This window comes from Pigmentiphaga sp. CHJ604 (assembly GCF_036972535.1).
Taxonomy (GTDB): domain Bacteria; phylum Pseudomonadota; class Gammaproteobacteria; order Burkholderiales; family Burkholderiaceae_B; genus Pigmentiphaga; species Pigmentiphaga daeguensis.
Map to the genome: position 1 here is coordinate 3,967,611 of NZ_CP136998.1, position 22,261 is coordinate 3,989,871.

22 protein-coding genes are annotated in these 22,261 nt (G+C 67.2%); 10 read left to right on the forward strand and 12 right to left on the reverse strand.

All coding sequences use genetic code 11. The features are described from left to right. Positions 1 to 86 precede the first annotated feature (86 nt). Entirely contained in the window at positions 87 to 2,162 is a 2,076-nt protein-coding gene (locus R4823_RS19115; protein ID WP_087839649.1) for a sodium-translocating pyrophosphatase, read from the forward strand. Between the two features lie 31 nt (positions 2,163 to 2,193). Here the strand turns inward: R4823_RS19115 and R4823_RS19120 are convergent, their stop codons facing one another. From R4823_RS19120 to murJ, 5 genes are all read right to left on the reverse strand, one after another. After that, the gene (locus R4823_RS19120) at positions 2,194 to 3,102 is read right to left on the reverse strand and encodes a fumarylacetoacetate hydrolase family protein (protein WP_087839650.1); all 909 of its coding nucleotides are present in this window, start codon (positions 3,100 to 3,102) and stop codon (positions 2,194 to 2,196) included. 18 nt (positions 3,103 to 3,120) lie between these two features. After that, positions 3,121 to 4,290, reverse strand: coding sequence for an enolase C-terminal domain-like protein (locus R4823_RS19125; RefSeq protein ID WP_087839651.1), 1,170 nt, complete (start codon positions 4,288 to 4,290; stop codon positions 3,121 to 3,123). Beyond that, entirely contained in the window at positions 4,290 to 5,270 is a 981-nt protein-coding gene (locus R4823_RS19130; protein ID WP_165963079.1) for a tripartite tricarboxylate transporter substrate binding protein, read from the reverse strand. Before R4823_RS19130 ends, R4823_RS19125 begins: the two co-directional genes overlap by 1 nt. Positions 5,271 to 5,390: 120 nt before the next feature. Beyond that, positions 5,391 to 6,326 carry an AraC family transcriptional regulator gene (locus tag R4823_RS19135; RefSeq protein ID WP_279820600.1) on the reverse strand — a complete coding sequence of 312 codons (936 nt, stop codon included), beginning with the start codon at positions 6,324 to 6,326 and terminating at the stop codon, positions 5,391 to 5,393. 30 nt (positions 6,327 to 6,356) lie between these two features. Then, positions 6,357 to 7,925 carry a murein biosynthesis integral membrane protein MurJ gene (murJ, locus tag R4823_RS19140; protein ID WP_087839654.1) on the reverse strand — a complete coding sequence of 523 codons (1,569 nt, stop codon included), beginning with the start codon at positions 7,923 to 7,925 and terminating at the stop codon, positions 6,357 to 6,359. 193 nt (positions 7,926 to 8,118) lie between these two features. On the opposite strand from murJ, the gene rpsT reads away from it, so the two are divergent. After that, entirely contained in the window at positions 8,119 to 8,382 is a 264-nt protein-coding gene (rpsT, locus tag R4823_RS19145) for a 30S ribosomal protein S20 (protein ID WP_087780818.1), read from the forward strand. 140 nt (positions 8,383 to 8,522) lie between these two features. On the opposite strand, the gene R4823_RS19150 is transcribed toward rpsT, so the two are convergent. Further along, the gene (locus R4823_RS19150; protein WP_087839655.1) at positions 8,523 to 8,846 is read right to left on the reverse strand and encodes a DUF3579 domain-containing protein; all 324 of its coding nucleotides are present in this window, start codon (positions 8,844 to 8,846) and stop codon (positions 8,523 to 8,525) included. A 459-nt stretch (positions 8,847 to 9,305) separates the two neighbouring features. Here R4823_RS19150 and argF point away from each other — a divergent pair, with 459 nt between their 5' ends. From argF to R4823_RS19165, 3 genes are all read left to right on the forward strand, one after another. Then, complete coding sequence (gene argF / locus R4823_RS19155) at positions 9,306 to 10,256, forward strand: ornithine carbamoyltransferase (protein ID WP_087839656.1); 951 nt, start codon at positions 9,306 to 9,308, stop codon at positions 10,254 to 10,256. Positions 10,257 to 10,509: 253 nt separating this feature from the next. Beyond that, entirely contained in the window at positions 10,510 to 11,736 is a 1,227-nt protein-coding gene (locus R4823_RS19160; RefSeq protein WP_087839657.1) for an argininosuccinate synthase, read from the forward strand. 99 nt (positions 11,737 to 11,835) lie between these two features. Then, positions 11,836 to 12,579 carry a glutamine amidotransferase gene (locus R4823_RS19165; protein ID WP_132979335.1) on the forward strand — a complete coding sequence of 248 codons (744 nt, stop codon included), beginning with the start codon at positions 11,836 to 11,838 and terminating at the stop codon, positions 12,577 to 12,579. On the opposite strand, the gene murB is transcribed toward R4823_RS19165, so the two are convergent. Then, entirely contained in the window at positions 12,576 to 13,592 is a 1,017-nt protein-coding gene (gene murB, locus R4823_RS19170; protein ID WP_243724460.1) for a UDP-N-acetylmuramate dehydrogenase, read from the reverse strand. The genes R4823_RS19165 and murB overlap by 4 nt on opposite strands. A 161-nt stretch (positions 13,593 to 13,753) precedes the next feature. Between murB and R4823_RS19175 the strand changes: the two genes are divergently transcribed. Further along, positions 13,754 to 14,239 carry a YajQ family cyclic di-GMP-binding protein gene (locus R4823_RS19175; protein WP_087839659.1) on the forward strand — a complete coding sequence of 162 codons (486 nt, stop codon included), beginning with the start codon at positions 13,754 to 13,756 and terminating at the stop codon, positions 14,237 to 14,239. Between the two features lie 42 nt (positions 14,240 to 14,281). Here the strand turns inward: R4823_RS19175 and R4823_RS19180 are convergent, their stop codons facing one another. The 4 genes from R4823_RS19180 to R4823_RS19195 all read right to left on the reverse strand — a co-directional run bounded on the left by R4823_RS19180 (position 14,282) and on the right by R4823_RS19195 (position 17,805). Beyond that, positions 14,282 to 14,500 (reverse strand): helix-turn-helix transcriptional regulator, encoded by a 219-nt coding sequence (locus tag R4823_RS19180; protein WP_233146180.1) that lies wholly within the window; start codon positions 14,498 to 14,500, stop codon positions 14,282 to 14,284. 237 nt (positions 14,501 to 14,737) lie between these two features. Next, on the reverse strand, positions 14,738 to 16,624 hold the full coding sequence (dxs, locus tag R4823_RS19185; protein WP_087839660.1) for a 1-deoxy-D-xylulose-5-phosphate synthase: 1,887 nt from the start codon (positions 16,622 to 16,624) through the stop codon (positions 14,738 to 14,740). Between the two features lie 16 nt (positions 16,625 to 16,640). Further along, entirely contained in the window at positions 16,641 to 17,546 is a 906-nt protein-coding gene (locus tag R4823_RS19190; protein ID WP_087839743.1) for a polyprenyl synthetase family protein, read from the reverse strand. A 4-nt stretch (positions 17,547 to 17,550) separates the two neighbouring features. After that, a complete protein-coding gene (locus tag R4823_RS19195; RefSeq protein WP_087839744.1) occupies positions 17,551 to 17,805 on the reverse strand; it encodes an exodeoxyribonuclease VII small subunit in 255 nt (84 codons plus the stop codon). Between the two features lie 275 nt (positions 17,806 to 18,080). Here R4823_RS19195 and R4823_RS19200 point away from each other — a divergent pair, with 275 nt between their 5' ends. From R4823_RS19200 to R4823_RS19210, 3 genes are all read left to right on the forward strand, one after another. Then, positions 18,081 to 19,247: an aromatic ring-hydroxylating dioxygenase subunit alpha gene (locus R4823_RS19200; protein WP_087839661.1), complete on the forward strand. Its 1,167-nt coding sequence runs from the start codon at positions 18,081 to 18,083 to the stop codon at positions 19,245 to 19,247. A gap of 280 nt (positions 19,248 to 19,527) precedes the next feature. Continuing rightward, on the forward strand, positions 19,528 to 19,689 hold the full coding sequence (locus R4823_RS19205) for a DUF1328 domain-containing protein (RefSeq protein ID WP_087780828.1): 162 nt from the start codon (positions 19,528 to 19,530) through the stop codon (positions 19,687 to 19,689). Between the two features lie 73 nt (positions 19,690 to 19,762). Continuing rightward, complete coding sequence (locus R4823_RS19210; protein ID WP_243724461.1) at positions 19,763 to 20,032, forward strand: BON domain-containing protein; 270 nt, start codon at positions 19,763 to 19,765, stop codon at positions 20,030 to 20,032. Positions 20,033 to 20,235: 203 nt separating this feature from the next. On the opposite strand, the gene htpX is transcribed toward R4823_RS19210, so the two are convergent. Continuing rightward, a complete protein-coding gene (htpX, locus tag R4823_RS19215) occupies positions 20,236 to 21,117 on the reverse strand; it encodes a protease HtpX (protein ID WP_087839663.1) in 882 nt (293 codons plus the stop codon). Positions 21,118 to 21,379: 262 nt separating this feature from the next. Here htpX and R4823_RS19220 point away from each other — a divergent pair, with 262 nt between their 5' ends. After that, on the forward strand, positions 21,380 to 22,231 hold the full coding sequence (locus tag R4823_RS19220; protein WP_087839664.1) for a DMT family transporter: 852 nt from the start codon (positions 21,380 to 21,382) through the stop codon (positions 22,229 to 22,231). The last annotated feature ends 30 nt before the right edge of the window (positions 22,232 to 22,261 follow it).

The following is a 22,261-nucleotide window of genomic DNA, read 5'->3' on the forward strand; positions in this document are numbered from 1 at the left end:
TGCCCTGGATCGGGGATGTCTTGCACTGTTTTTTGTTTGCTCGGTAGTTTTTGAAACTTTCGTAGTTGAACAAAAGGAGGAGTTGCATGGCAACCGGTCTGTCATTCGCGCTCGTATGCGGCCTTCTGGCCGTGGCGTTCGGCGCGATTTCCACCTTCTGGATCCTCAAGCAGGAAAGCGGGAATACCCGCATGGTGGAAATCGCGACGGCCGTGCAGCAGGGCGCTCAAGCCTATCTCGCCCGTCAGTACACGACCATCGCCATCGTCGGCGTGGTGCTGTTCATCGTCATCGGCCTCGTGCCCGGCCTGGGCTGGCCGTGCGCGCTGGGCTTCGCAGTGGGCGCCGTGCTTTCCGGCGCCGCGGGCTTCATAGGCATGAACGTCTCGGTGCGCGCCAACGTGCGTACCGCCCAGGCTGCCACCCGGGGCTTGAACGAAGCCCTGACCGTCGCCTTCCGCGGCGGCGCCATCACAGGCATGCTGGTGGTGGGCCTGGGGCTGACCGGCATCACCGTGCTGCTGTGGGTATTGCTGGGCACCAACCTGTCGGGCGCCGAAGGCGCCGGGCTGCACGAGCAGTTGCAGCCCCTGATCGGCCTGGCGTTCGGCTCCTCGCTGATTTCCATCTTCGCCCGGCTGGGTGGCGGCATCTTCACCAAGGGCGCCGACGTGGGCGCCGACCTGGTGGGCAAGGTCGAGGCCGGCATCCCCGAGGACGACCCGCGCAATCCCGCCGTCATCGCCGACAACGTCGGCGACAACGTGGGCGACTGCGCCGGCATGGCGGCGGACCTGTTCGAGACCTATGCCGTCACCATCGTGGCCACCATGCTGCTGGGCTCGCTGGTGATCGAGGTGGCGCCGCTGCAGGCGGTGATCTACCCGCTGGTCCTGGGCGGTTTCTCCATCATCGCCTCGATCCTGGGCTGCATGGCGGTCAAGGCCAGCCCCGGCAAGCGCATCATGAGCGCACTGTACCGGGGCCTGGCGGTGGCGGGCATCCTGGCGCTGGTGGTGTTCTACCCGCTGACGGCCTGGGTGTTCGCCGGCACCCCGCTGGACGACGGCAACAGCCTGGGCCGGCTCTACGGCTGCACGGTGGTGGGCCTGGTGCTGACCGGCCTGATCGTCTGGATCACCGAGTACTACACCGGCACCGAATACAAGCCGGTGCGCTACGTGGCGCAGGCCTCGACCACCGGACACGGCACCAACATCATCGCCGGCCTGGCGGTCTCGATGAAGTCCACCGCCGCGCCCGTGATCCTGGTCTGCCTGGCCATCTACGCCGCCTATACGCTGGCGGGCCTGTACGGCATCGCCGTCGCGGCCACCGCCATGCTGTCCATGGCCGGCATCATCGTCGCGCTGGATGCCTACGGCCCCATCACCGACAACGCCGGCGGCATCGCCGAGATGGCGCAGATGCCCGAATCGGTGCGCAACATCACCGATCCGCTGGACGCGGTGGGCAACACCACCAAGGCGGTCACCAAGGGCTACGCCATCGGCTCGGCCGGCCTGGCCGCGCTGGTGCTGTTCGCCGACTTCACCCACGCGCTCGACCATCTCGGCAAGAACGTCGATTTCTCGCTGGCCGAGCCGGCCGTCATCATCGGCCTGTTCGTGGGCGGCCTCATTCCCTTCCTGTTCGCGGCGATGGCGATGGAAGCCGTGGGCCGCGCCGCGGGATCGGTGGTGGTCGAGGTCCGGCGCCAGTTCACCGAGATCCCCGGCATCATGGAAGGCACCGGCAAGCCAGAATATGGCAAGGCGGTGGACATGCTGACCAAGGCTGCCATCAAGGAAATGATGGTGCCCTCGGCGCTGCCCGTGGTGGTGCCCATCGTTCTGGCCCTGGTCATCGGCGTGCTGATGGGCGGCGAGTCGGCGCGCATGGCGGTGGGCGGCATGCTGATGGGCGCCATCGTGACCGGGCTGTTCGTCGCCATTTCCATGTGCACCGGCGGCGGCGCCTGGGACAACGCCAAGAAATACATCGAGGAAGGCCACCACGGCGGCAAGGGCTCCGAGGCCCACAAGGCCGCCGTCACCGGCGACACCGTGGGCGACCCCTACAAGGACACGGCCGGACCGGCGGTGAACCCGCTGATCAAGATCGTCAACATCGTCGCGCTGCTGCTGGTGCCGCTGCTCTAGCGGCCGGGCGCGGCGGCGGGGTCCGGGCCGCTCAGGCCCGGACCGCCGCCATCACCGTGTTGCGCAGGCTTCCCACCCTCTCGATCTCGCATTCGACGACATCGCCCGGCCGCAGGTAGCGGCCGTCGGCCACGCCACAGCCCGCGGGCGTGCCGGTGGCGATGACGTCGCCCGGCCGCAGGGTCATCGCACGCGAAATGTGCGCGACCAGCGCCGGGATCTTGAAGATCATCTGCTCGGTGGACGCATCCTGGCGGGTCTCGCCGTTGACCCGGCACATGATGCGCAGCGGATACGGCCGGGGAATGTCCCGCGCCAGCGCGATGGCCGGCCCCAGCGGGCAGGAGCGGTCCAGGCTCTTGCCCTGCAGCCAGTTCTGTCCGTAGCGGCCGGTCAGCGTCGGCGCCGCCTCGTTGGCCTGCAGCTCGCGGTAGCTCACGTCATTGCAGACGGTGTAGCCCGCCACGTGGTCGTAGGCGTCCTCTTCGGCGATGTCGCGCCCTTCCCTGCCGATCACGACCGCCAGTTCCGCCTCGTAGTCCATCTTGCTCGAGAAGTCGTGGCCGCCGATGGGGTCGCCGGGAGCCACCACCGTGCCGGGCAGCTTGGTGAAGAAGAAAGGCTGCTCGGGCGGCGTCAGCTTGCCCTCGGCGCCATGGTCGAAGTAGTTGACGACGTGCGCGAGGATCTTCGATCCCGCCTCGATGGGCGCCAGGAGGCGCACCGACTCCAGCGGGACGGCCGGCCCGGACGCGGCCAGGCCGGCGGCCGCCTCGCGGGCCATGTCGCCCGCTGCCAGGAACAGCCGCAGGTCGCGAAACAACGGCGCCATCCATTCTCGGTCCGCCGCGCAGGCGGCCAGCGCCAGGTCGACGACGCGATCTCCCTCGATCGCGCACACGTGCGCTCCGGCCACGGTGGCCATGCGTCCGATCTTCATCCTTGCTCCTTTCTTGTGTCAACGTCCCGCCATGTCCTTCATCACGGCGTACAGGCCGGGCTGGCGCTCGAAGCCGATGCCCGGCGACTGCGGCAGGATGGCCTGCCCGTCTGCGATGGCGACTTCCTCGCCGAAGCCGCTGAAGATCCCGAACGTGTCCGGGTAGGACTCGCATCCTCCCAGCCCCAGGCCGCCGACCAGGTGCAGGCACATCAGGTTGCCGCCGTGCGGATACATCGCGGAACGGGCGAAGCCGTGCCTGCCGGCCACCTCCAGCACGTTCAGGTATTCGGTGATGCCGAAGGACAGCGGAGGATCGAGCTGGATGATGTCGCGATCCGGACGAAAGCCCGCGTAGGACAGGAAATGGTCCAGCTCCTTGCCGCAGGCCATGTTCTCGCCGGTGGCTAGGGGCCCCTCGTAGGCGCGGGCCAGTTCGGCATAGATGTCGTACTCCAGGAAATCGCAGGGCTCTTCAAACCAGCGCAGGCCGTAGGGCGCGATGGCCCGGGCATAGTCCAGCGCGGTGTCGCGGCCGAACGCGCAGCTCGCGTCCACGGCCAGGGCCCGGCCGTCGCCCATCTCGCTCAGCACCGCCTCGATGCGCCGGCAGTCCTCGTCCACGGACAAACCGCCTATCTTCATCTTCACCATCCGGTAGCCGGCGTCGCGGTAACGGATCATCTCGTCCTTCAGGTCGCGCGCGGCCTGGCCCGGGAAATACCAGCCGCCACCGACATACACCGGGGCATGCGTCCGTGCCCGCCCGCCGCCGTGGCGCTCGGCCAGCACGGCGTGCAGCGGCTTGTCCTCGACCTTGGCCACCAGGTCCCATACGGCCACGTCCACCGTGCCCATGGGAATGGCGCGTTCCGCGTAGCCGCCGCGCCGCTCCCGCCGCTGCCCGCAGGCCAGGATCGCCGCCGGATCGAAGTTGCGTCCCGTCGCATCCAGCAGGCTGTCGGGATCGGCCCCCAGGATGCGCGGCGCGATCCGGTCGCGGATCTGCTCGCCGCAGGCATAGCGGCCGAAGGAGTTGAACGCGAATCCCACCAGCGGCCGCCCGTCGCGGATCACGTCCGAGACCACCGCCACCACGGTGGCGGTCATCTGGCTGAAATCGGAGCGGGCGTTGGACAGGCGCGACTCCAGCGCGACCGTCTTCTCGATGACGTCGACGATGCGCATCAGTTCACCGTCGCGCCGGAAGCCTTCACCGCGGCGGCGAACTTGGCCATCTGCTCGCGCACGAAATCCACGCTGCGCGGATACGGCACGACGGTGCGCTCGAACGAACTCTCGGCCAGCTTGGCCTGCATGTCCGGCCCCGCCATGGCCTGTTCGATGGCGGCCACCAGCTTGTCGTGGACGGCGGCGGGCAGGCCCTTGGGCGCGGCCACCACCCACAGCGACACGGCATCGACGCCCGGATAGCCCGCCTCGGCGAAGGACGCGGTGTCGGGGAACAGCGGCGAACGCTTGTCGCCGGTCACCGCGATCGGAGCCAGCACGCCGCTCTTGACCTGCTGCACGACCAGCGCCGGCAGGTTGAACATCATGTCCACCTGCCCTCCCAGGAGGTCCGCGATCGCCGGCCCCGCACCCTTGTAGGGGACGTGCAGCAGCTTGATCCCGGCGGCGGTCTTGAAGGTCTCGCCATGGAGGTGGACGACGGTGCCCGCGCCGGCGGACGCGAAGCTGAGCTGGTCGGGCCTGGCCTTGGCCTCGGCCACCAGTTCCCGCACCGTCCGCGCCTTGATGCGCTTGCTGTTGACCACCAGCACGCCGGTCGCGGTGGCGACCACCGACAGGAAATCGAAATCCTTCAGGCTGTCGTAGGGCAGGTTGGCGTACAGGCTGGGATTGATGGCGAAGGCCGTATCCAGCAGTCCTATGGTGTAGCCGTCGGGCTGCGCCCGCGCCACCGTGGCCGTGCCTATCGTGCTGCCGGCGCCGCCCTGGTTCTCGACGAAGACCTGCTGGCCCAGCGCGGCGCCCAGCCGCTGCGCCAGTTGGCGGCCCAGCAGGTCGGTGCTGCCGCCCACGACATAGGGCACCACCATGCGGACCGCACGGGACGGGTAGTCCGCCTCGGCCGCGGCGGCCGCTCCCATCGCGCTTGCCCACAGGCATGCGGCAAGTCCCAGCCGGCGTAACGGTCGATACATGGCGCCCTCCCTTTTCCGGTGGCGCGGACGGCATGCCCCGCACGCCCCGCGCATGCGAAAAAGTATAGGAAGCGCGGCCGCCGCCGGCCATGGACGGGATTGGCGACTATTTGGACAAAATCAGGACGGCGCCTGCCAGGCCTCGCCCCGTTCGGCCGGGCTATCGCGGCCCGCGGCCTGGCCGCGATAGGCGCTGGGCGTCACGCCGCGCAGCTGCCGGAAACGCCGGGCGAAGTAGGCCTCGTCGGGAAAGCCCACGCTGGCCGCGATCTCGGCGATCGGCCGCGACGATCCCGTCAACATCCGGCACGCGAGGTCCATGCGCTGGTCGGCCAGGATCTCGGTGAAGGTGCGGCCGGTCTCCCGCTTGAGCAGATGCGCAAGATAGTGGGTCGACAGGTAGGCGGCGGCCGCCGCGTCCGCCAGCGTGATGGGCTCGGACAGGTGCTCGCGCATGAAGCGGCTCACGCGGGCCAGCGATGCGCGGCGGCTGCCCTGGAGCATCGAGGTTCGGGCCAGTGCCTGGAGGTCGTCCTGGTACCGGCGGCACACCAGGCCGATCAGGCGGAACAGGTCGGCGCGGATGAATTCGATGGCATAGAAGCCACCCCGGTCGTGCTCGGCCTGCATGCGCAGGCACAAGCGGCGCACCTCGGCCAGTTCGTCGGCGCCGAGTTCGAAATCCAGGTGTTCCTGATACAGGAAGGGCGCGAGTTCGGGCATCTCGTCGACGGAGACATCCTCCAGCTCCAGCAGGTCGATGCGCGACTCCGGCCGCAGGAAATCGCGGCGGAAGTTGATGACGAAGAATTCGGCCGGCTCGACATGCCGGATGCAATGCACGCGCAGCGGCATGATGAAGCTGAGCGTGCCCGGCAGGATGGGCCGCACTGTCGCGCCCAGCACGTGCTCGGTGCGGCCCGCCAGGTTCACGTAGACCTGGAAGTACTCGTGCTTGTGCAGCGGCGGCTGCCCGACCGCGGTGGCCTGATCGCGGATCCAGAACGCGGTATGCGGAAGGAATTCGCTCGTGCGGTTGATCGGCGCGTCAGGCATCGCTTCGGTGCTCCCGGTTGCCGGCGCTTCCTATTCCCTGGGCGGAGCCGCGCGGCGCCGGAAATCGCGCAGCCGGAAACCCAGCGCGAACAGCGCGCCGAAATAGATCACGGCGGCGCCGGCCACCGCGCCCAGCAGCAGGGCCACACGCAGCCAGGCGTGAGCCTGCAGGCCCAGCCAGTCCACACGCTGTTCGGCCAGCCACAATGCGGCGCCCATGGCCGCCAGCGCCACCGCCACCCGCGCCAGGAAACCGCCCCACCCGGCCGCCGGCCGATAGACGCCGCGCCGGCGCAGGCCCGCAAGAAGAGCGAGCGCATTGATGCAGGCGCCCAGCCCGATGGACAGCGCGAGCCCGGCGTGATGCAGCCACGGCACGAACACCAGGTTCAGGCACTGCGTGGCCACCAGCACCACCAGCGCGATCTTGACCGGCGTACGGATATCTTGCCTGGCGTAGAAACCGGGCGCCAGGATTTTCACGGACAGGAGTCCGATCAGGCCCACCGCGTAGGCGACCACCGCCATGCGGGTCTGGGCGACGTCGGCGGCGGTGAAGGCGCCGTAGTGGAACAGCGTGCTGACCAGGGCCTTGGACATCAGCGCCATGCCCAGGCAGGCGGGCAGGCCCAGCAGCAGCGTCAGGCGCAACCCCCAGTCCAGCAACGCGCTGTATTCCTCGGCATGGCCGGCGGCATGCGCCTGCGACAGGTTGGGCAGCAGCACGGTGCTGAGCGCGATGCCCAGCAGCGCGGTGGGGAACTCCATCAGCCGGTCGGCGAAGGACAGCCAGGTGACGCTGCCCGGGGCCAGCCAGGTGGCGATGTTGGTGTTGATCAGCAGCGACACCTGGGCCACCGAGACACCCACGATGGCCGGCAGCATCTGTCTCAGGATGCGCCGCACATAAGGGTCCGCCCAGGCCGCGCGCAGCCCCGTGCCGATGCGGGGACACAGGCCCAGCCGCGCCAGGGCGGCGAACTGCATCGCCAGCTGCGCCACGCCGCCGGCCATCACCCCCAGCGCCAGGGCATAGAGGGGGACGTCCAGATGCGGCGCGAGCCAGAGGCTGGCGGCGATCATCGACAGGTTCAGCAGCACCGGGGTGAACGCCGGCACGCCGAAATGCCGCCAGGTATTGAGCACGCCCGAGGCAAAGGCCACCAGCGACATGCACAATATGTAGGGGAACATGACGCGGGTCATCCAGACCGCCGCCTGGAAGTCGGCCGCGCGCTCCGCGCCCCGCAGCCCGCTGCCCATTGCGCTGACCACCCAGGGCGCGGCGATCACGCCCACTGCCGTCACCGCCATCAGCGCGAAGGTCAGCAGCGATGCCACGTGATCCAGGAGGCGGCGGGTGTCCTCGGGCGCATGGCGGTTCCGGACCTCGCCCAGGATCGGCACGAAAGCCTGCGAGAACGCTCCCTCGGCGAACAGCCGCCGCAGCAGGTTGGGAATGCGGAAGGCGACCCAGAACGCGTCGGTCAGGCTGCCCGCGCCGAACGCCCGGGCGATCAGCACGTCGCGCACGAGGCCGGTGATGCGGGACAACAGGGTATAACTACTGATCGTGGCCGCGGCGCGCAGCAAATTCATGGATGACCTTGTCTTGTACGCGGCGCGCCGCGCGAGTATGGTTGCCTTGCTCGTGGTTTTGCGGGGACTTCGCCACGAAGCATTTGATTTTACGGCCATTTGGGGCTATAGTCTTTGGCTTTGCGAAGCTCCTGCCGCCGCGTATAGCACATATAGCAAGTCGTGACTTCGCCCTACCAGATACGGAATTTTCATGGCTAATACCGCCCAAGCACGCAAGCGCGCCCGCCAAGCAGTGGTCCGCAACAAGCACAACTCCAGCCTGCGTTCGATGCTGCGCACGTCCATCAAGCGCGTGCGCCAGGCCGTGGAAGCCGGCGACAAGGCCGCCGCCACGGAAGTGCTGCAGAAAGCCACCAGCGTCATCGACCGCGTCGCGGACAAGAAGATCATTCACAAGAACAAGGCCGCTCGCCACAAGAGCCGCCTGGCCGCCGCCGTCAAGGCCCTGGCCTGATCTGACTCCGCTGCGCGGCCCGGCGCCGCGCGCGCAAGACGCCAGCCTGGCAGGATATCCTCCTGCCAAGCTGGCGTTCGTTCGTCCATACATATCGCAAGCAGATACCCCGCTCGCGCAGGGAGACGCCCCGCCGCCCCTCAGGGCTGCCGGGGCTTGCCCTGGGCGTCGGGAATCAGGCAGGCCTCGACCGTGCGCAAATCGTTGTCGCGCGCGAAATCGTTCACGAACTGCCAGGCCAGGGGCTCGAGCGCCCGCAGCCGTTCGTCGACCACCACGCACTTGACGCCGTCGATGAAGGTGGGCACGACATAGGGCGAATAGGTGAAAGGACTCGCCACGCTCCCCTTGGGCCGAAAAGGCGACATCACGCCGGCCAGGCGTTCGGCCCAATCGCTGGGGCGGAACTTGCTGCCGTTGGAAGTGATACCCTGGATAATGAACTGCCTGACGCTTTCAGCCATCGTCGTTGTCTGCGGAAGGAGTCCGCGGTGAGGGGTCTCGTGAACCCGATGGATCCTGAGCCCGGTCTGTTGCACACCGGCGTTGCATGCGCCGACCGGGCCGCCCCGCGCGACGGCGGGGCTCGACGCGGACCCGGCAAGGCCCGATAGGGTCCCGCCAGGCTCGCAGCGGGCGGGTGCACGCCCCGCCAGGGAAGCTCGCCATTGTAGCGTATCGTCCCCCTCGCCCTCCACCCGCATGCTCAACGGCGGGCAGCGCGGCACGACCGCTTCCGGCGCCACGCGGACCAGGTCGCCGGCGCGACGCGCACAATCTTGGCGCGGCCGATACCGCCCCCGCCGCCTGTAACAATGCCTCGGGTATCATTGACCCTTTCCGCGAAACGAGCCGATGAGTCGATGGCCCGCGGCGCCACGGCACCGCCCGCCGATTCGGCAACTCCCTGTCAGAGGCGTCGTATGAACGCAAATCTCCAGCAAAACCCGAAGACCTCTCCTCCGCTGCGCCATTTCCTCCAGTTCAACGACTTCACGCGCGAGGAAATCGAATATCTGTTCAGCCGCGCCGCGCTGATCAAGCGCAAGTTCAAGAACTACGAACCGCACTTCACCCTGAGCGACCGCACCCTCGCCATGGTGTTCGAGAAAGCCAGCACCCGCACCCGCGTGTCGTTCGAAGCCGGCATGTACCAAATGGGCGGCTCGGTCATCCACCTGACCACGGGCGACTCCCAGCTCGGCCGCTCCGAGCCGGTCGAGGACTCCGCCCAGGTCATCTCCCGCATGGTCGACCTGGTCATGATCCGCACCTTCGAGCAGACCAAGATCGAGCGTTTCGCCGCCTACTCGCGCGTGCCGGTCATCAACGGCCTGACCAACGAGTTCCACCCCTGCCAGATCCTGGCCGACATCTTCACCTACATCGAGCATTGCGGCTCGATCCAGGGCAAGACCGTGGCCTGGGTGGGCGACTCCAACAACATGTGCAACACCTGGCTGCAGGCCGCCGAGCTGCTGGATTTCAACCTCCACGTCTCGACCCCGCCCGGATACGAGCTCGAGCCCGAACGCGCGGGCGTCGTCGACGCCGAGCGGCTCAAGCAGTTCGCCGACCCCATGGAAGCCTGCAAGGGCGCGCACCTGGTCACCACCGACGTCTGGACCAGCATGGGCTTCGAAGCCGAGAACGAGGAGCGCCGCGCCGCCTTCGCCGACTGGTGCGTCGACAGCGACATGATGGCCGTGGCCGACCCCGGCGCGGTCTTCATGCACTGCCTGCCCGCCCACCGCGGCGAGGAAGTCACCGCCGAAGTCATCGACGGCCCCCAGAGCGTGGTGTGGGACGAAGCCGAAAACCGCATGCACGTCCAGAAAGCCCTGATGGAATTTCTGCTTCTGGGCAAACTATGACCCCCCCTACGCGCTTACGCGCGCCCCCAGGGGCGATGCGGGCGGACCGGCAAAGCCGCCCCCTGGAGGGGGCCCGCGAAGCGGGTAGGGGGTGGTACAATCCCGGATCGCCCTTGTGAGGCCGGGGGGCGATTGCACGATCCCGCGCATATGGCACGGAGCGCCCCTTGGGTGCGCCCCCATATCCCGGTGACCTGACCGGCCAGAAAGCTGCACCGCCCAAGCGCGGGCCGTCCATGCCCTGGGAACATCAATGAGCGAAGTAAAGAAGGTCGTACTTGCCTACTCGGGCGGTCTTGACACATCCGTGATCCTGAAATGGCTCCAGGACACGTATCAGTGCGAAATCGTCACCTTCACCGCCGACATCGGCCAAGGTGAAGAGCTCGAGCCGGCACGCGCCAAGGCCCTGAAGTTCGGCATCAAGCCGGAACACATCTACATCGACGACCTGCGCGAGGAATTCGTCCGCGACTTCGTCTTCCCGATGTTCCGCGCCAACACCATCTACGAAGGCGAGTACCTGCTGGGCACCTCCATCGCCCGCCCGCTGATCGCCAAGCGCCAGATCGAGATCGCGCGCGCGGTCAAGGCCGACGCCGTCTCCCACGGCGCCACCGGCAAGGGCAACGACCAGGTCCGCTTCGAACTGGGCTACTACGCGCTGGAGCCGGGCATCAAGGTCGTCGCCCCGTGGCGCGAGTGGGACCTGCTCTCGCGCGAGAAGCTGCTGGCCTACGCCGAAAAAGCCGGCATCCCCATCGAAATGAAGCACAAGCAGGGCGGCGCGCCGTACTCGATGGACGCGAACCTGCTGCACATCAGCTACGAAGGCCGTCACCTGGAAGACCCGAAGGCCGAGGCCGAGGAATCGATGTGGCGCTGGACCGTGGCGCCTGAAGCCGCGCCCGACGCCCCCGAATACCTCGACGTCGAGTTCGAGCACGGCGACATCGTCGCCCTGAACGGCAAGCGCATGACGCCCGCCGAAGTGCTGACCGAGCTGAACAAGCTGGGCGGCAAGCACGGCATCGGACGCCTGGACCTGGTGGAAAACCGCTACGTCGGCATGAAGTCGCGCGGCTGCTACGAGACCCCGGGGGGCACGATCATGCTGCGCGCCCACCGCGCGATGGAATCCATCACGCTGGACCGCGAAGTCGCCCACCTCAAGGACGACCTGATGCCGCGCTACGCCAGCCTGATCTACAACGGCTACTGGTGGAGCCCCGAGCGCAAGGCGCTGCAGGTGCTGATCGACCACACCCAGCAGGCCGTGAACGGATGGGTGCGCCTGAAGCTGTACAAGGGCAACGTCTACACCGTCGCCCGCGATTCGAAGAACACGCTGTTCGACCAGACCATCGCGACCTTCGACGACGACGGCGGCGCCTATGACCAGGCCGATGCCGGCGGCTTCATCAAACTGAACGCCCTGCGCATGCGCATCGCGGAAAACGCCCGTCGCAAGCGCGGATGAGCCAACCGTCCGAACCTGTGCCTACCACCAGCCCGGAGACGGGCTGGCGTTGACCCGCCGTCGGCGGCCCTCGGGCCGCCGATTTGTTTTTCGAGCGCCATGAACGAGAACGCCCATCCGCCTCTAGTCATCATCCAGACCGGGCTCCCGCCCGAACCGGTGTCCAACCGGCACGGCACCTTCAGTTGCATGATCCGCGAAGCGGCCGGGCTGCGCGCCGACGACGTGGAAGTCGTGGCCGTGCACCAGGGGGCCGAGCTGCGGCCGCCCTCCAGCTACCGCGCCGCCATCATCACCGGCTCGCCCGCCATGGTCACCGACCTGGCCGACTGGAGCGAACGCACGGCCGCCTGGATACGGCGCGCGGTGGACCAGGGACTGCCCATCCTGGGCATCTGCTACGGACACCAGTTGCTGGCCCATGCGCTGGGCGGCAGGGTCGACTTTCATCCCCGCGGCCGCGAGGTGGGCACGCAGACGGTCGAACTGCTGCCTGCCGCCAGCGACGTTCCCCTGCTCGCGGGACTGCCCTCGCGCTTTCCCGCGCACCTGATCCACCAGCAAAGCGTGATGGAGCTGCCGGCCGGCGCCACCGTGCTGGCACGCTCGGAACACGACGCGCACCAGATCGTGCAATACGGCGATCGCGTGATTTCCAGCCAGTACCATCCCGAGTTCTGCCCCCGCATCATGGGGACCTACCTCGCGCACTTCGGCCCCAGGCTGGGCGAGGAAGGCTTCGACGTCCAGGCGCTGAACGCCCGGCTGCGCCCCGCCCCCGAGGCCCGCGAGCTGCTGCTGCGCTTCGTGCGGCAGCACGCGGCACTGCAGGAAGCGGCCTAGGGATCGATACCCGGCACCACGACCGGCTCGATCTCCAGTTCCAGGCCGTAGCGTTCGCGCACGTCGTGCTGCACGGCCCGCGCCAGCGCAAGCACGTCGCCCGATTGCGCACCCCCATGATTGACCAGCACCAGCGCCTGGCGCTCGTGCACCCCCACCGGCCCCATGCGGCGCCCCTTCCAGCCGCATTGGTCGATCAGCCACCCCGCGGCCAGCTTGTAGCTGCCGTCCTCTTGCGGATACGCCACCAGGCCGGGAAAGCGGGTATGCAGCCGCTCGTATTGCGCGGCCGGCACCACTGGATTCTTGAAAAAACTGCCGGCATTGCCCAGCACGGCCGGGTCCGGCAGCTTCGCGCGCCGGATCGCACAGACCGCCTCGAATACGTCGCGTGCCGTAGGCGAGCCCGCCAGGCTCTCGTGCCGCCGCAGATCGGGATAGTCCAGCACGGGCGTCCATTGCCGGGGCAGTCGCAACCGCACGGCGGTGATGACCCAACGTCCGGGTTCGCGCTTGAAGACGCTGTCCCGATAGGCGAAGGCGCATTGCGCCGCGTCCATCTCCGTCCAGGCGTCGCGCAGCAGGTCGTAGGCCGTCAGGCCCGCGAAGCGGTCGCGCAGTTCGACACCATAGGCACCTATGTTCTGCACCGGCGCCGCGCCGACCGTGCCGGGAATGAGCGCGAGGTTTTCCAGCCCGCCCCAGCCCTGTTCGACACAATGGGTAACGAAGTCGTGCCAGATTTCGCCCGCCGCGGCTTCGACCACGCGGGACTCGTCGTCCTGGGCCAACAGCCGGATGCCGCGCAGCGCCATCCGCGCCACCAGGCCGCGCACCCGGGGCGGCAGAACCAGGTTGCTGCCGCCGCCCAGCACCAGGAGCCCCGCACCGTCGGAACGCGCCAGGCAGGCCAGCGCCGGCAGCTCGTCGCGGCTGCGCAGCGTGACGCAGGCCGGCGCCGAACTGGCCAGCCCCAGGGTGTTGAGAGACGAAAGATCGCAGGCACCGGGCACGAGGCCCGCGCGAGCGCTGGAATCGGGAGCGACAGCCAATCTGGACACCAGGCAGGACGAACGAATGCGGCGGGAGGGATTTCCCGCGGCCCCGCCATCTTACTTGACTACAATTCCCCTATTCCAAGACAGGCCGCAAGCCGCACGCAAGGAGCTCACTCATGCCTACATTCGATGTCGTCTGCAAGCCCAACCTGGTCGAACTGCGCAATGCCGTCGAACAGGCCAACAAGGAAATCTCCACCCGCTTCGACTTCAAGGGCTCGGATGCCCGCGTCGAACAGACCGACAAGGAACTCACGGCCTATGCCGACAGCGATTTCCAGCTGAACCAGGTGCGGGACGTGCTGTTGAACAAGATGACCAAGCGCAGCGTGGACGTGCGTTTCCTCGACCAGGGCAAGGTCGAGAAGATAGGCGGCGACAAGGTCAAGCAGGTCCTGACCGTGCGCAACGGCGTGCCCCAGGACGCGGCCAAGAAGATCGTGGCCCTGATCAAGAACAGCAAGATGAAGGTCCAGTCCAGCATCCAGGGAGACACCGTGCGCGTGCAGGGCGCCAAGCGCGACGACCTGCAAAGCGCCATCGCGCTGCTGAAGAAGGACGTGACCGACCTGCCTCTGGGCTTCGAGAACTTCAGGGACTGAACGGTCCGGCTCGCGGAACGATCATGAATGCCCCGCCGGGACTCAGAGCACGGGGCGTTTGAACAGCATGGCGGGGTCGAGTTCGAGCGCCTTGGCCAGTTTCTCGATGTTGTCGACCGAGATGTTGACGCGCGCCCGCTCGACCTGACTGACAAAGGTCCGGTCGAGATGGGCGGCAAACCCGAGCTGCTCCTGCGACATCTTCTGCGCGACCCGGAACGCTCGTACGTTGTAGCCGAGGATCTCGCGCAGCGTCGTCAAGGACGCCGACGGATTGGGGGATCTCAGAGGTGCGGGCATTGACGCATACTCCCCACGACAGCGCGTTATATCTACCGCTTTTACATCACTTTTACTGGACGCGATTGCAACGCTTCGCAAAGCGCTTCAGCAAAAGTAATTCTGCGCCTGTCGGAGGGCGACACACATACGGGGCTAACCCTCGGTCATGCGGGCCGCGCCCGACGCGGGAAGCGCGCGCTTCCCGCGTTCGGGGGATCAACTCACCTGATCGGGAAAACGCTCGCGCACCGAACGCTCGATGCCCGCCGCGTCGAGCCCCAGCCCCGCCAGCAGCGCGCCCTGCTCGCCATGGTCGATGAAACGATCGGGCAGGCCGAGCTGCATCACGGGCACGGTCGTGCCGGCCTCGTTCAGCACCTCGCAAACGGCGCTGCCCGCGCCTCCCATGATGCTGCCCTCTTCCACCGTGACCAGCGCGGCATGCCGCGACGCCAGGTCGAGTATGAGTTCGCGGTCGATGGGCTTGACGAAGCGCATGTCCACCACCGTCGCATCCAGCGCCTGCCCCGCCCGCAACGCGGGGATGGCCAGCGTGCCGAACGCGAGTATCGCAATGCCGGCCTTGTCGCCGGGCTGCGCGCGGCCGCTCTGGCGCCGCACGACGCCCTTGCCCAGGGGCACGGTGTCCAGGCTGGCCGCCGGCGTCGCGCCGGCCCCCGCGCCGCGCGGATATCGGACCGTGGCGGGCCCCGGATGCCGATAACAGGTCGATAGCAACAGCCTGCATTCGGCCTCGTCCGAAGGGGTTGCCACCACCATGTTGGGAATGCAGCGCACGAAGGCGATGTCGTAGTTGCCGGCGTGCGTCGCGCCATCCGCGCCCACGAGGCCGGCTCGATCGAGCGCGAAGGTCACGTCCAGGTCCTGGAGCGCGACGTCGTGGATCAACTGGTCATAGCCTCGCTGCAGGAAGGTGGAGTAGATGGCCACCACCGGCTTGAGCCCCTCGCAGGCCAGGCCGCCGGCGAAGGTCACGGCATGCTGTTCGGCGATGCCGACGTCGAAATAGCGCTCCGGAAAGCGCCGCTCGAACTCGACGAGACCGCTGCCCTCGCGCATGGCCGGCGTGATGCCGATCAGGCGCGTGTCCTCGGCCGCCATGTCGCACAGCCAGTCGCCGAACACCTGGGTGAACGTCTTCCTGGGCGGCGTGGACGGCTTGCTGATGCCCACGGCGGGGTCGAACTTGCCCGGTCCGTGGTACAGGACGGGATCGGCCTCGGCCAGCTTGTACCCCTGCCCCTTGCGAGTGACGACGTGCAGGAAGCGCGGCCCGGAGAGCTTGCGCATGTTCTGCAGCGTGGGAATCAGCGAATCCAGATCGTGTCCGTCGATGGGGCCGACATAGTTGAAGCCCAGTTCCTCGAACATCGTGGCGGGCGTGACCATGCCCTTGGCGTGCTCCTCGATGCGCCGGGCCAGTTCGAACACGGGCGGCACGTGCGACAGCACGGCCTTGCCCACGTTGCGCGCGGCGGCGTAGAACCTGCCCGACATCAGGCGCGCGAGATAGCGGTTCAGCGCGCCGACCGGCGGCGAGATCGACATGTCGTTGTCGTTCAGGATCACCAGCAGGTCGACGTCGGGCAGGACGCCGCCGTTGTTCAAGGCCTCGAAGGCCATGCCGGCCGACATCGCGCCGTCGCCGATCACGGCGATGTGCTTGCGCTCGATGCCGGCGTTGCGCGCCGCCACGGCCATGCCCAGCGCGGCCGAGATGGAGGTGGAAGAATGGGCGGTGCCGAAGGCGTCGTACTCGGACTCGCTGCGCCGGGGAAAGCCGGAGATGCCGCCCTGCTGCCGCAGGGTCGCCATGCCGGCGCGCCGACCCGTCAGGATCTTGTGCGGATAGGTCTGGTGCCCCACGTCCCAGACGATGCGATCGTCGGGCGTATCGAAGACGTAGTGCAGCGCCAGGGTCAGTTCGACCGTGCCCAGGTTGGAAGACAGGTGGCCGCCGGTGCGGGATACCGACTCCAGCACGAAGGCACGCAACTCGTCGGCCAGCGCCGAGAGTTGGCAGCGGTCCAGTTTTTTCAGGTCGGCCGGAGATTCGATGCGGTCGAGCATATCGGTGGGCATGTTTCGGAGTCTCCGTTCAGCGATCGCGCAGCACGATGAAATCGGCCAGCGCGGCCAGGCGCGCACCGCCCGCGCCCAGCGGAGCGATGGCCTCGTGCGCGGCTTGGCGCAGTTGCTCCGCCAGGGTCCGGGCCTCGTCCAGGCCCAGTATGGATACATAGGTGGGCTTGTCGGCGGCCGCGTCCTTGCCGGCGGTCTTGCCCAGGCTGGCCGAGTCGGCGGTGACGTCGAGGATGTCGTCGACCACCTGGAACGCCAGTCCCACGGCTTGCGCGTAGCCGTCGAGCGCCGCGCGCTGGACCGAACTCGCCCCCGCCACGATGCCGCCCAGCGCGGCGCTGGCACGCAGCAGCGCACCGGTCTTGAGCCGATGCATGGCCTCCAGTTCGTTCCGGTCGAGAGGCTTGCCGACGCTGGCCAGGTCGATGGCCTGGCCGCCAGCCATTCCCAGGCTGCCGGCCGCCGCCGCGAGCACCTGCACCGCCTGCACGGTCAGGCCGGGGGCAATCGGCATGCCCGCCAGGGCCTCGAAGGCCAGGGCCTGCAGGGCGTCCCCCACCAGCAGCGCCGTGGCCTGGCCGAATTCCACGTGCACGGTCGGGCGGCCGCGGCGCAGGACATCGTCGTCCATGCACGGCATGTCGTCATGCACCAGCGAATAGGCATGGATCAGCTCGACCGCGGCAGCGGCGGCGTCCAGCGCCGCGTCGCTCCCGGCGCCGGATGCCGCGCAGGCCTCGCCCGCGGCATAGGTCAACATGGGGCGTACGCGCTTGCCGCCGCCCAGCACCGCATAGCGCATGGCGTCGTGCAACGCGCGCGGATCGGTATCCTGGGCAGGCAACAAACGCGCAAGCGCCTGTTCGGCGCGCACCCCGCACGCCGCCATCCAGACGGAAAAATCTTCGCGACTGCCAGCCATCAAGTCAGTCCCCGGCCTCTTCGAACGGGCGCAGCAATTCTCCCTCGAGGACCTTGACCTGCTGCTCGGCGCGCGCCAGCCTGTCCTGGCAGACCCGCACGAGGTCGACGCCGCGGCGATAGGCGGCCAGCGAGGACTCCAGCGGCATGGAACCATCCTCCATCATCGCCACCAGCGCCTCGAGCTCGCCCAGCGCGGCCTCGAAGTCCTGAGGCAGGGCCTGCTCGGGGGCGTCGCCCTGCGCAGGGTGGACATTCACGAATTTGTCGGCCAATCAAGCCTCCTGGATCTCGTCACGGCATCGAACCCGGAATTGTACGGGATGACGGGATACCGCCCCCGCCACCGGCCGGGTCGGGCCGGCGCGGCGGCGGGGACTTCTACGGCCGTCCGGGGTACAATAGCGGGCTTGATCGGGCAGATCATTTTCTTCGCGCCAGCACCATCTGCGAAGTCCAAACACCGCTCCAGGTCGCGTAAGGGGTGGTTTCGCAGCGAGGGGGACTGGCTTCACAACTCTCGCGGAGGGAAGTCATGACCGATATCGGTCGCGTGGCACACGTGGCGGCGAGCCGAGCGCAGCTCCCAGTCAGTGCCTATTTCGATGAAGCGCGCTTCGCGCGCGAAATGCAGAACATCTTTGGCCAGGCCCCGATTTATGTGGGGCACCAGAAAGGCGTCCCCGAAGTCGGGGACTACCGTACCCTGATACAGGAAAACGACGGCCGGGTGCTGGTGCGCAACCAGACCGGCGTCGAACTGCTGTCCAACGTATGCCGTCACCGGCAGGCGCTGATGCTGGGCAAGCACCCGGCCGGCGGCGAACGGCAGGCCGCGCATTGCAGCGGCAACCTGGGGCGCCCGGGCAACATCGTCTGCCCGCTGCACCGCTGGACCTACGATGCCCGCGGCAAGCTGATCGGCGCCCCGCTGTTCAGCGAAACGCCGGGCCTGGACCTGCAGCGTTTCCCGCTGCAGGAATGGAACGGCTCGCTGTTCGAGTCGCCCCGCGCCGGCGGCCGCCAGATCGCCGCCGAGCTTGCCGCGCTGGACGGCAGGCCCGAATTCGACTTCAGCGACTACGTCCTGGACCGGGTGCAGGTGCACCAGTGCAACTACAACTGGAAGACGTTCATCGAGGTCTATCTCGAGGACTACCACGTCGGCCCGTTCCACCCCGGCCTGGGCCGCTTCGTCACATGCGACGACCTGAGCTGGGAATTCGGCGACTACTACAGCCTGCAGCGGGTGGGCGTGCACAATGCGCTGGCGCATCCCGGCTCGGGCGTCTACCAGCGCTGGCACGACGCCCTCTTGGCCTACCGCAACGGCAGCGCGCCCGAATTCGGGGCGATCTGGGTCACGCATTTCCCGACCCACATGATCGAGCTGTATCCGCACACGCTGGTATTGTCGACGCTCTATCCCAAGAGCCCGCAGGAAACGGTCAATATCGTCGAGTTTTATTATCCCGAGGAAATCGTCCATTTCGAACGCGATTTTGTCGAGGCCCAGCAGGCGGCCTATATGGAAACCGCGGTCGAGGACGACGAGATTGCCGAACGCATGGATGCCGGCCGCAAGGCATTAATGGAACGCGGTGCCAACGAAGCCGGCCCCTACCAATCCCCCATGGAAGACGGCATGCAGCACTTCCATGAATGGTATCGGAAGGCCATGGACGAGCCGGAAGATATGTAAAGACGTAACTTTTGTCTGACTGCCCATCAAAGCGCCCTTCACGGGCGCTTTTCTTTTTTTCAATCGCGGCGGGCCCAGGCCGGTCATGACGATTTTGAAGGCAATGCCCACTGATCTGTAATAAATACACGGTACCCCGGCGGCATGCGCACCATTACAAATACACACACTGCCGCCTTGTCAACCATAGAGGCGGCGCGTAACTTTCAAATCGAAATTCAGGCTTGGATGCATATACGGCCGGATTTTCGCCATAGGCAAAAAAAGACGGGAGAAAAGCATGCTGCATTATGCAGTCGTATTTTTCGTCATCGCCATCATCGCGGCGGTTCTGGGTTTCGGCGGCATTGCCGCCGGTGCCGCGTCGATCGCGAAGATATTGTTCTTCATTTTCATCGTGCTTGCGGTCCTGTCGCTGCTGAGCGGCCTGTTCCGAAAATGATTCACGTCCAAGGAGAAAAATCATGAACGTTCGTACCCTGCTCGTCGCCGGCATCATCGGTACCGCCACGGTCATGGGCGGTTGCACGTCGACCCGCACCCATCAATCCGCGGGCGAATATGCCAGCGACGCCGCCATTACCGCCAAGGTCAAGGCGGCCCTGGTCTCGGCCAAGGACGTCAGCGCCGCCGACGTCAACGTCGAAACCTTCCGCCGCACCGTCCAGCTCTCCGGCTTCGTCAACTCCCAGGCCGAAGCCTCCCGCGCCGTGGAAGTGGCCCGCGGCGTCGAGGGCGTCCAAAGCGTCCGCAACGACCTGCGGGTGAAGAACAACCCTCGGTAAAGTCCCCATGCGCTGACGCGCACGCGACAAAAAACGGCTTCGCCCAAAAAAGCGAAGCCGTTTTCTCATTCCAACCAGCAACCAGCCAAAACCCCAGACCCCGCCAGCCGCTTGGTACCCCAGGATGCGGTGGATCCGGCTCCGCCGGTCCACCCGCATCGCCCCCTGGGGGGCGCGCGTCAGCGCGTAGGGGGGGCTAACCTCTACCCTTTTGCGTTCATCAGGGCGCGGATGCGCTGCTCGATGGGCGGGTGGGAGGCGAACAGGGCGCCGAAGCCCTTCGCGGCGCCGGCGATGCCGGACGCCTCGAAGCTCTTGGGCAAGTCGCCCGGCTCCATGCCGCCCAGGCGGGCCAGCGCGCGGATCATGGGTTCGCGCGAGCCCAGCAGGTAGGCCGAGCCGGCGTCGGCACGGTATTCGCGCAGGCGCGAGAACCAGGCGACGATGATGGAGGCCAGGATGCCGAACACGAGTTCACAGACGATGACGGTGGCGAAGTAGCCGATGCCGCCGCTGCGTTCGTTCTTGAGCACCATCTGGTCGACCACGTAGCCCACGACCCGCGCCAGGAACACCACGAAGGTGTTGACCACGCCCTGGATCAGGGTCAGAGTCACCATGTCGCCGTTGGCGATGTGGGCCACTTCGTGCCCCAGCACCGCGCTGACTTCTTCCTCGGTCATCCCCCGCAAGAGGCCGGTGGATACCGCGACCAGCGCGTCGTTCTTGAAGGCGCCGGTGGCAAAGGCATTGGGCTCGCCCTCGTAGATGGCGACCTCGGGGCGGCCGATGCCGGCGCGGTCGGCCAGTTGATGCACGGTGTCCACCAGCCACTGTTCCTCGGCGCCGTTGGGCGCGTTGGGATCGATGACCCGTGCGCCGGTGCTCCACTTGGCCATCGGCTTGCTCATGAGGAGCGAGATGATGGAGCCGGTGAAACCGACGACGAGCGAGAAGATGGCCAGCGCCTGGATGTCCAGGCCGTTCGCGGTCAGGAAACGGTTGACGCCGAGGATGCTCAGCGTCGCCGTCAGGACCAGCATGACCGCGATGTTGGTCGCCAGAAATAACACGATGCGTTTCATGAGGGCAGGAAGCTCCGAAAACCTTTTGATGTCTTGTCCGGGGGTGGTTTTTCCCCTCGGCCACCGGGAACCGCCCCGCGCGGCGCCGAATGTGACGGCAACAGGCATCGGAAGTTCCCTCCGGCCGCCGCAGAACGGCAAGAGGGGCGATACCCGTTTCCCGGTTGGGGCTATATGGTAGCCGGGACGATGATTTCAAGGCGAATACTGGGGTTTACCCCAGAAGCTACAATCGAGGCCACCTCATCGCCGCCCGCCCTCCATGCAAGCCCTCTGGATGCTCTTCGCTTCGCTGATGTTCGCGATCATGGCCATGTTCGTGAAATTCGCCTCCGAACAGGCCAGCCTGGGGCAGATCATCCTGTTCCGGGGACTGCCCACGGCGGCGGGCATCCTGGCCTGGGCCTGGGCCACCCGGCGCATCGTGATCCCGCCGACCTGGCGGCTGCACATCATGCGCAACGTCGCCGGGGTCGGGTCGATCTGGCTGTCGTTCTTCGCCATGGGCCGGCTGCCGCTGGCCACCGCGATCACCTTGAACTACACCTCGCCGCTGTTCATCGCCGGCTGGATGATCTGGCGCCAGCACGACCTGACCGACCGGCTGCGCACCCTGGCGGTCGTCATCGGCTTCATCGGCGTGATCGCGATCCTGCGCCCCACTCTGGACCATTCGCAATGGCTGGCGGCGCTGCTGGGCCTGGCCGCCGGCAGCCTGACGGCGATCGCCGTGATGCAGGTGCGCTCGCTGGGCCAGTCCGGCGAACCCGAATGGCGCATCGTGCTGTTCTTCGCATTGTCGTCCTGCCTGACCGGCGGCATCGCCACCTCCGTCACCGGCTGGCAGCCGCCCTCGCTCTATGGCTGGTTCACGCTGCTGGGCGTCGGCATCAGCGGGCTGCTGGGCCAGTTCGCGATGACGCGCGCCTTCAGCCGCGGGTCGGCCGCCCTGTCGTCGGTGCTCCAGTACAGCACCATCCCGTTCTCGGTCCTGCTCGGCTACGTGTTCTGGGACGACCATCCCGACATGCTGGGCTGGGCCGGCATGATGCTGATCGCGGCGGCGGGCCTGGTCTCGACCTGGCGCACGCTGGTGCTGGCGCGGCGGGCCTGAGTCCGTCGCCGGCCGCGCCGCCCTCGCCCC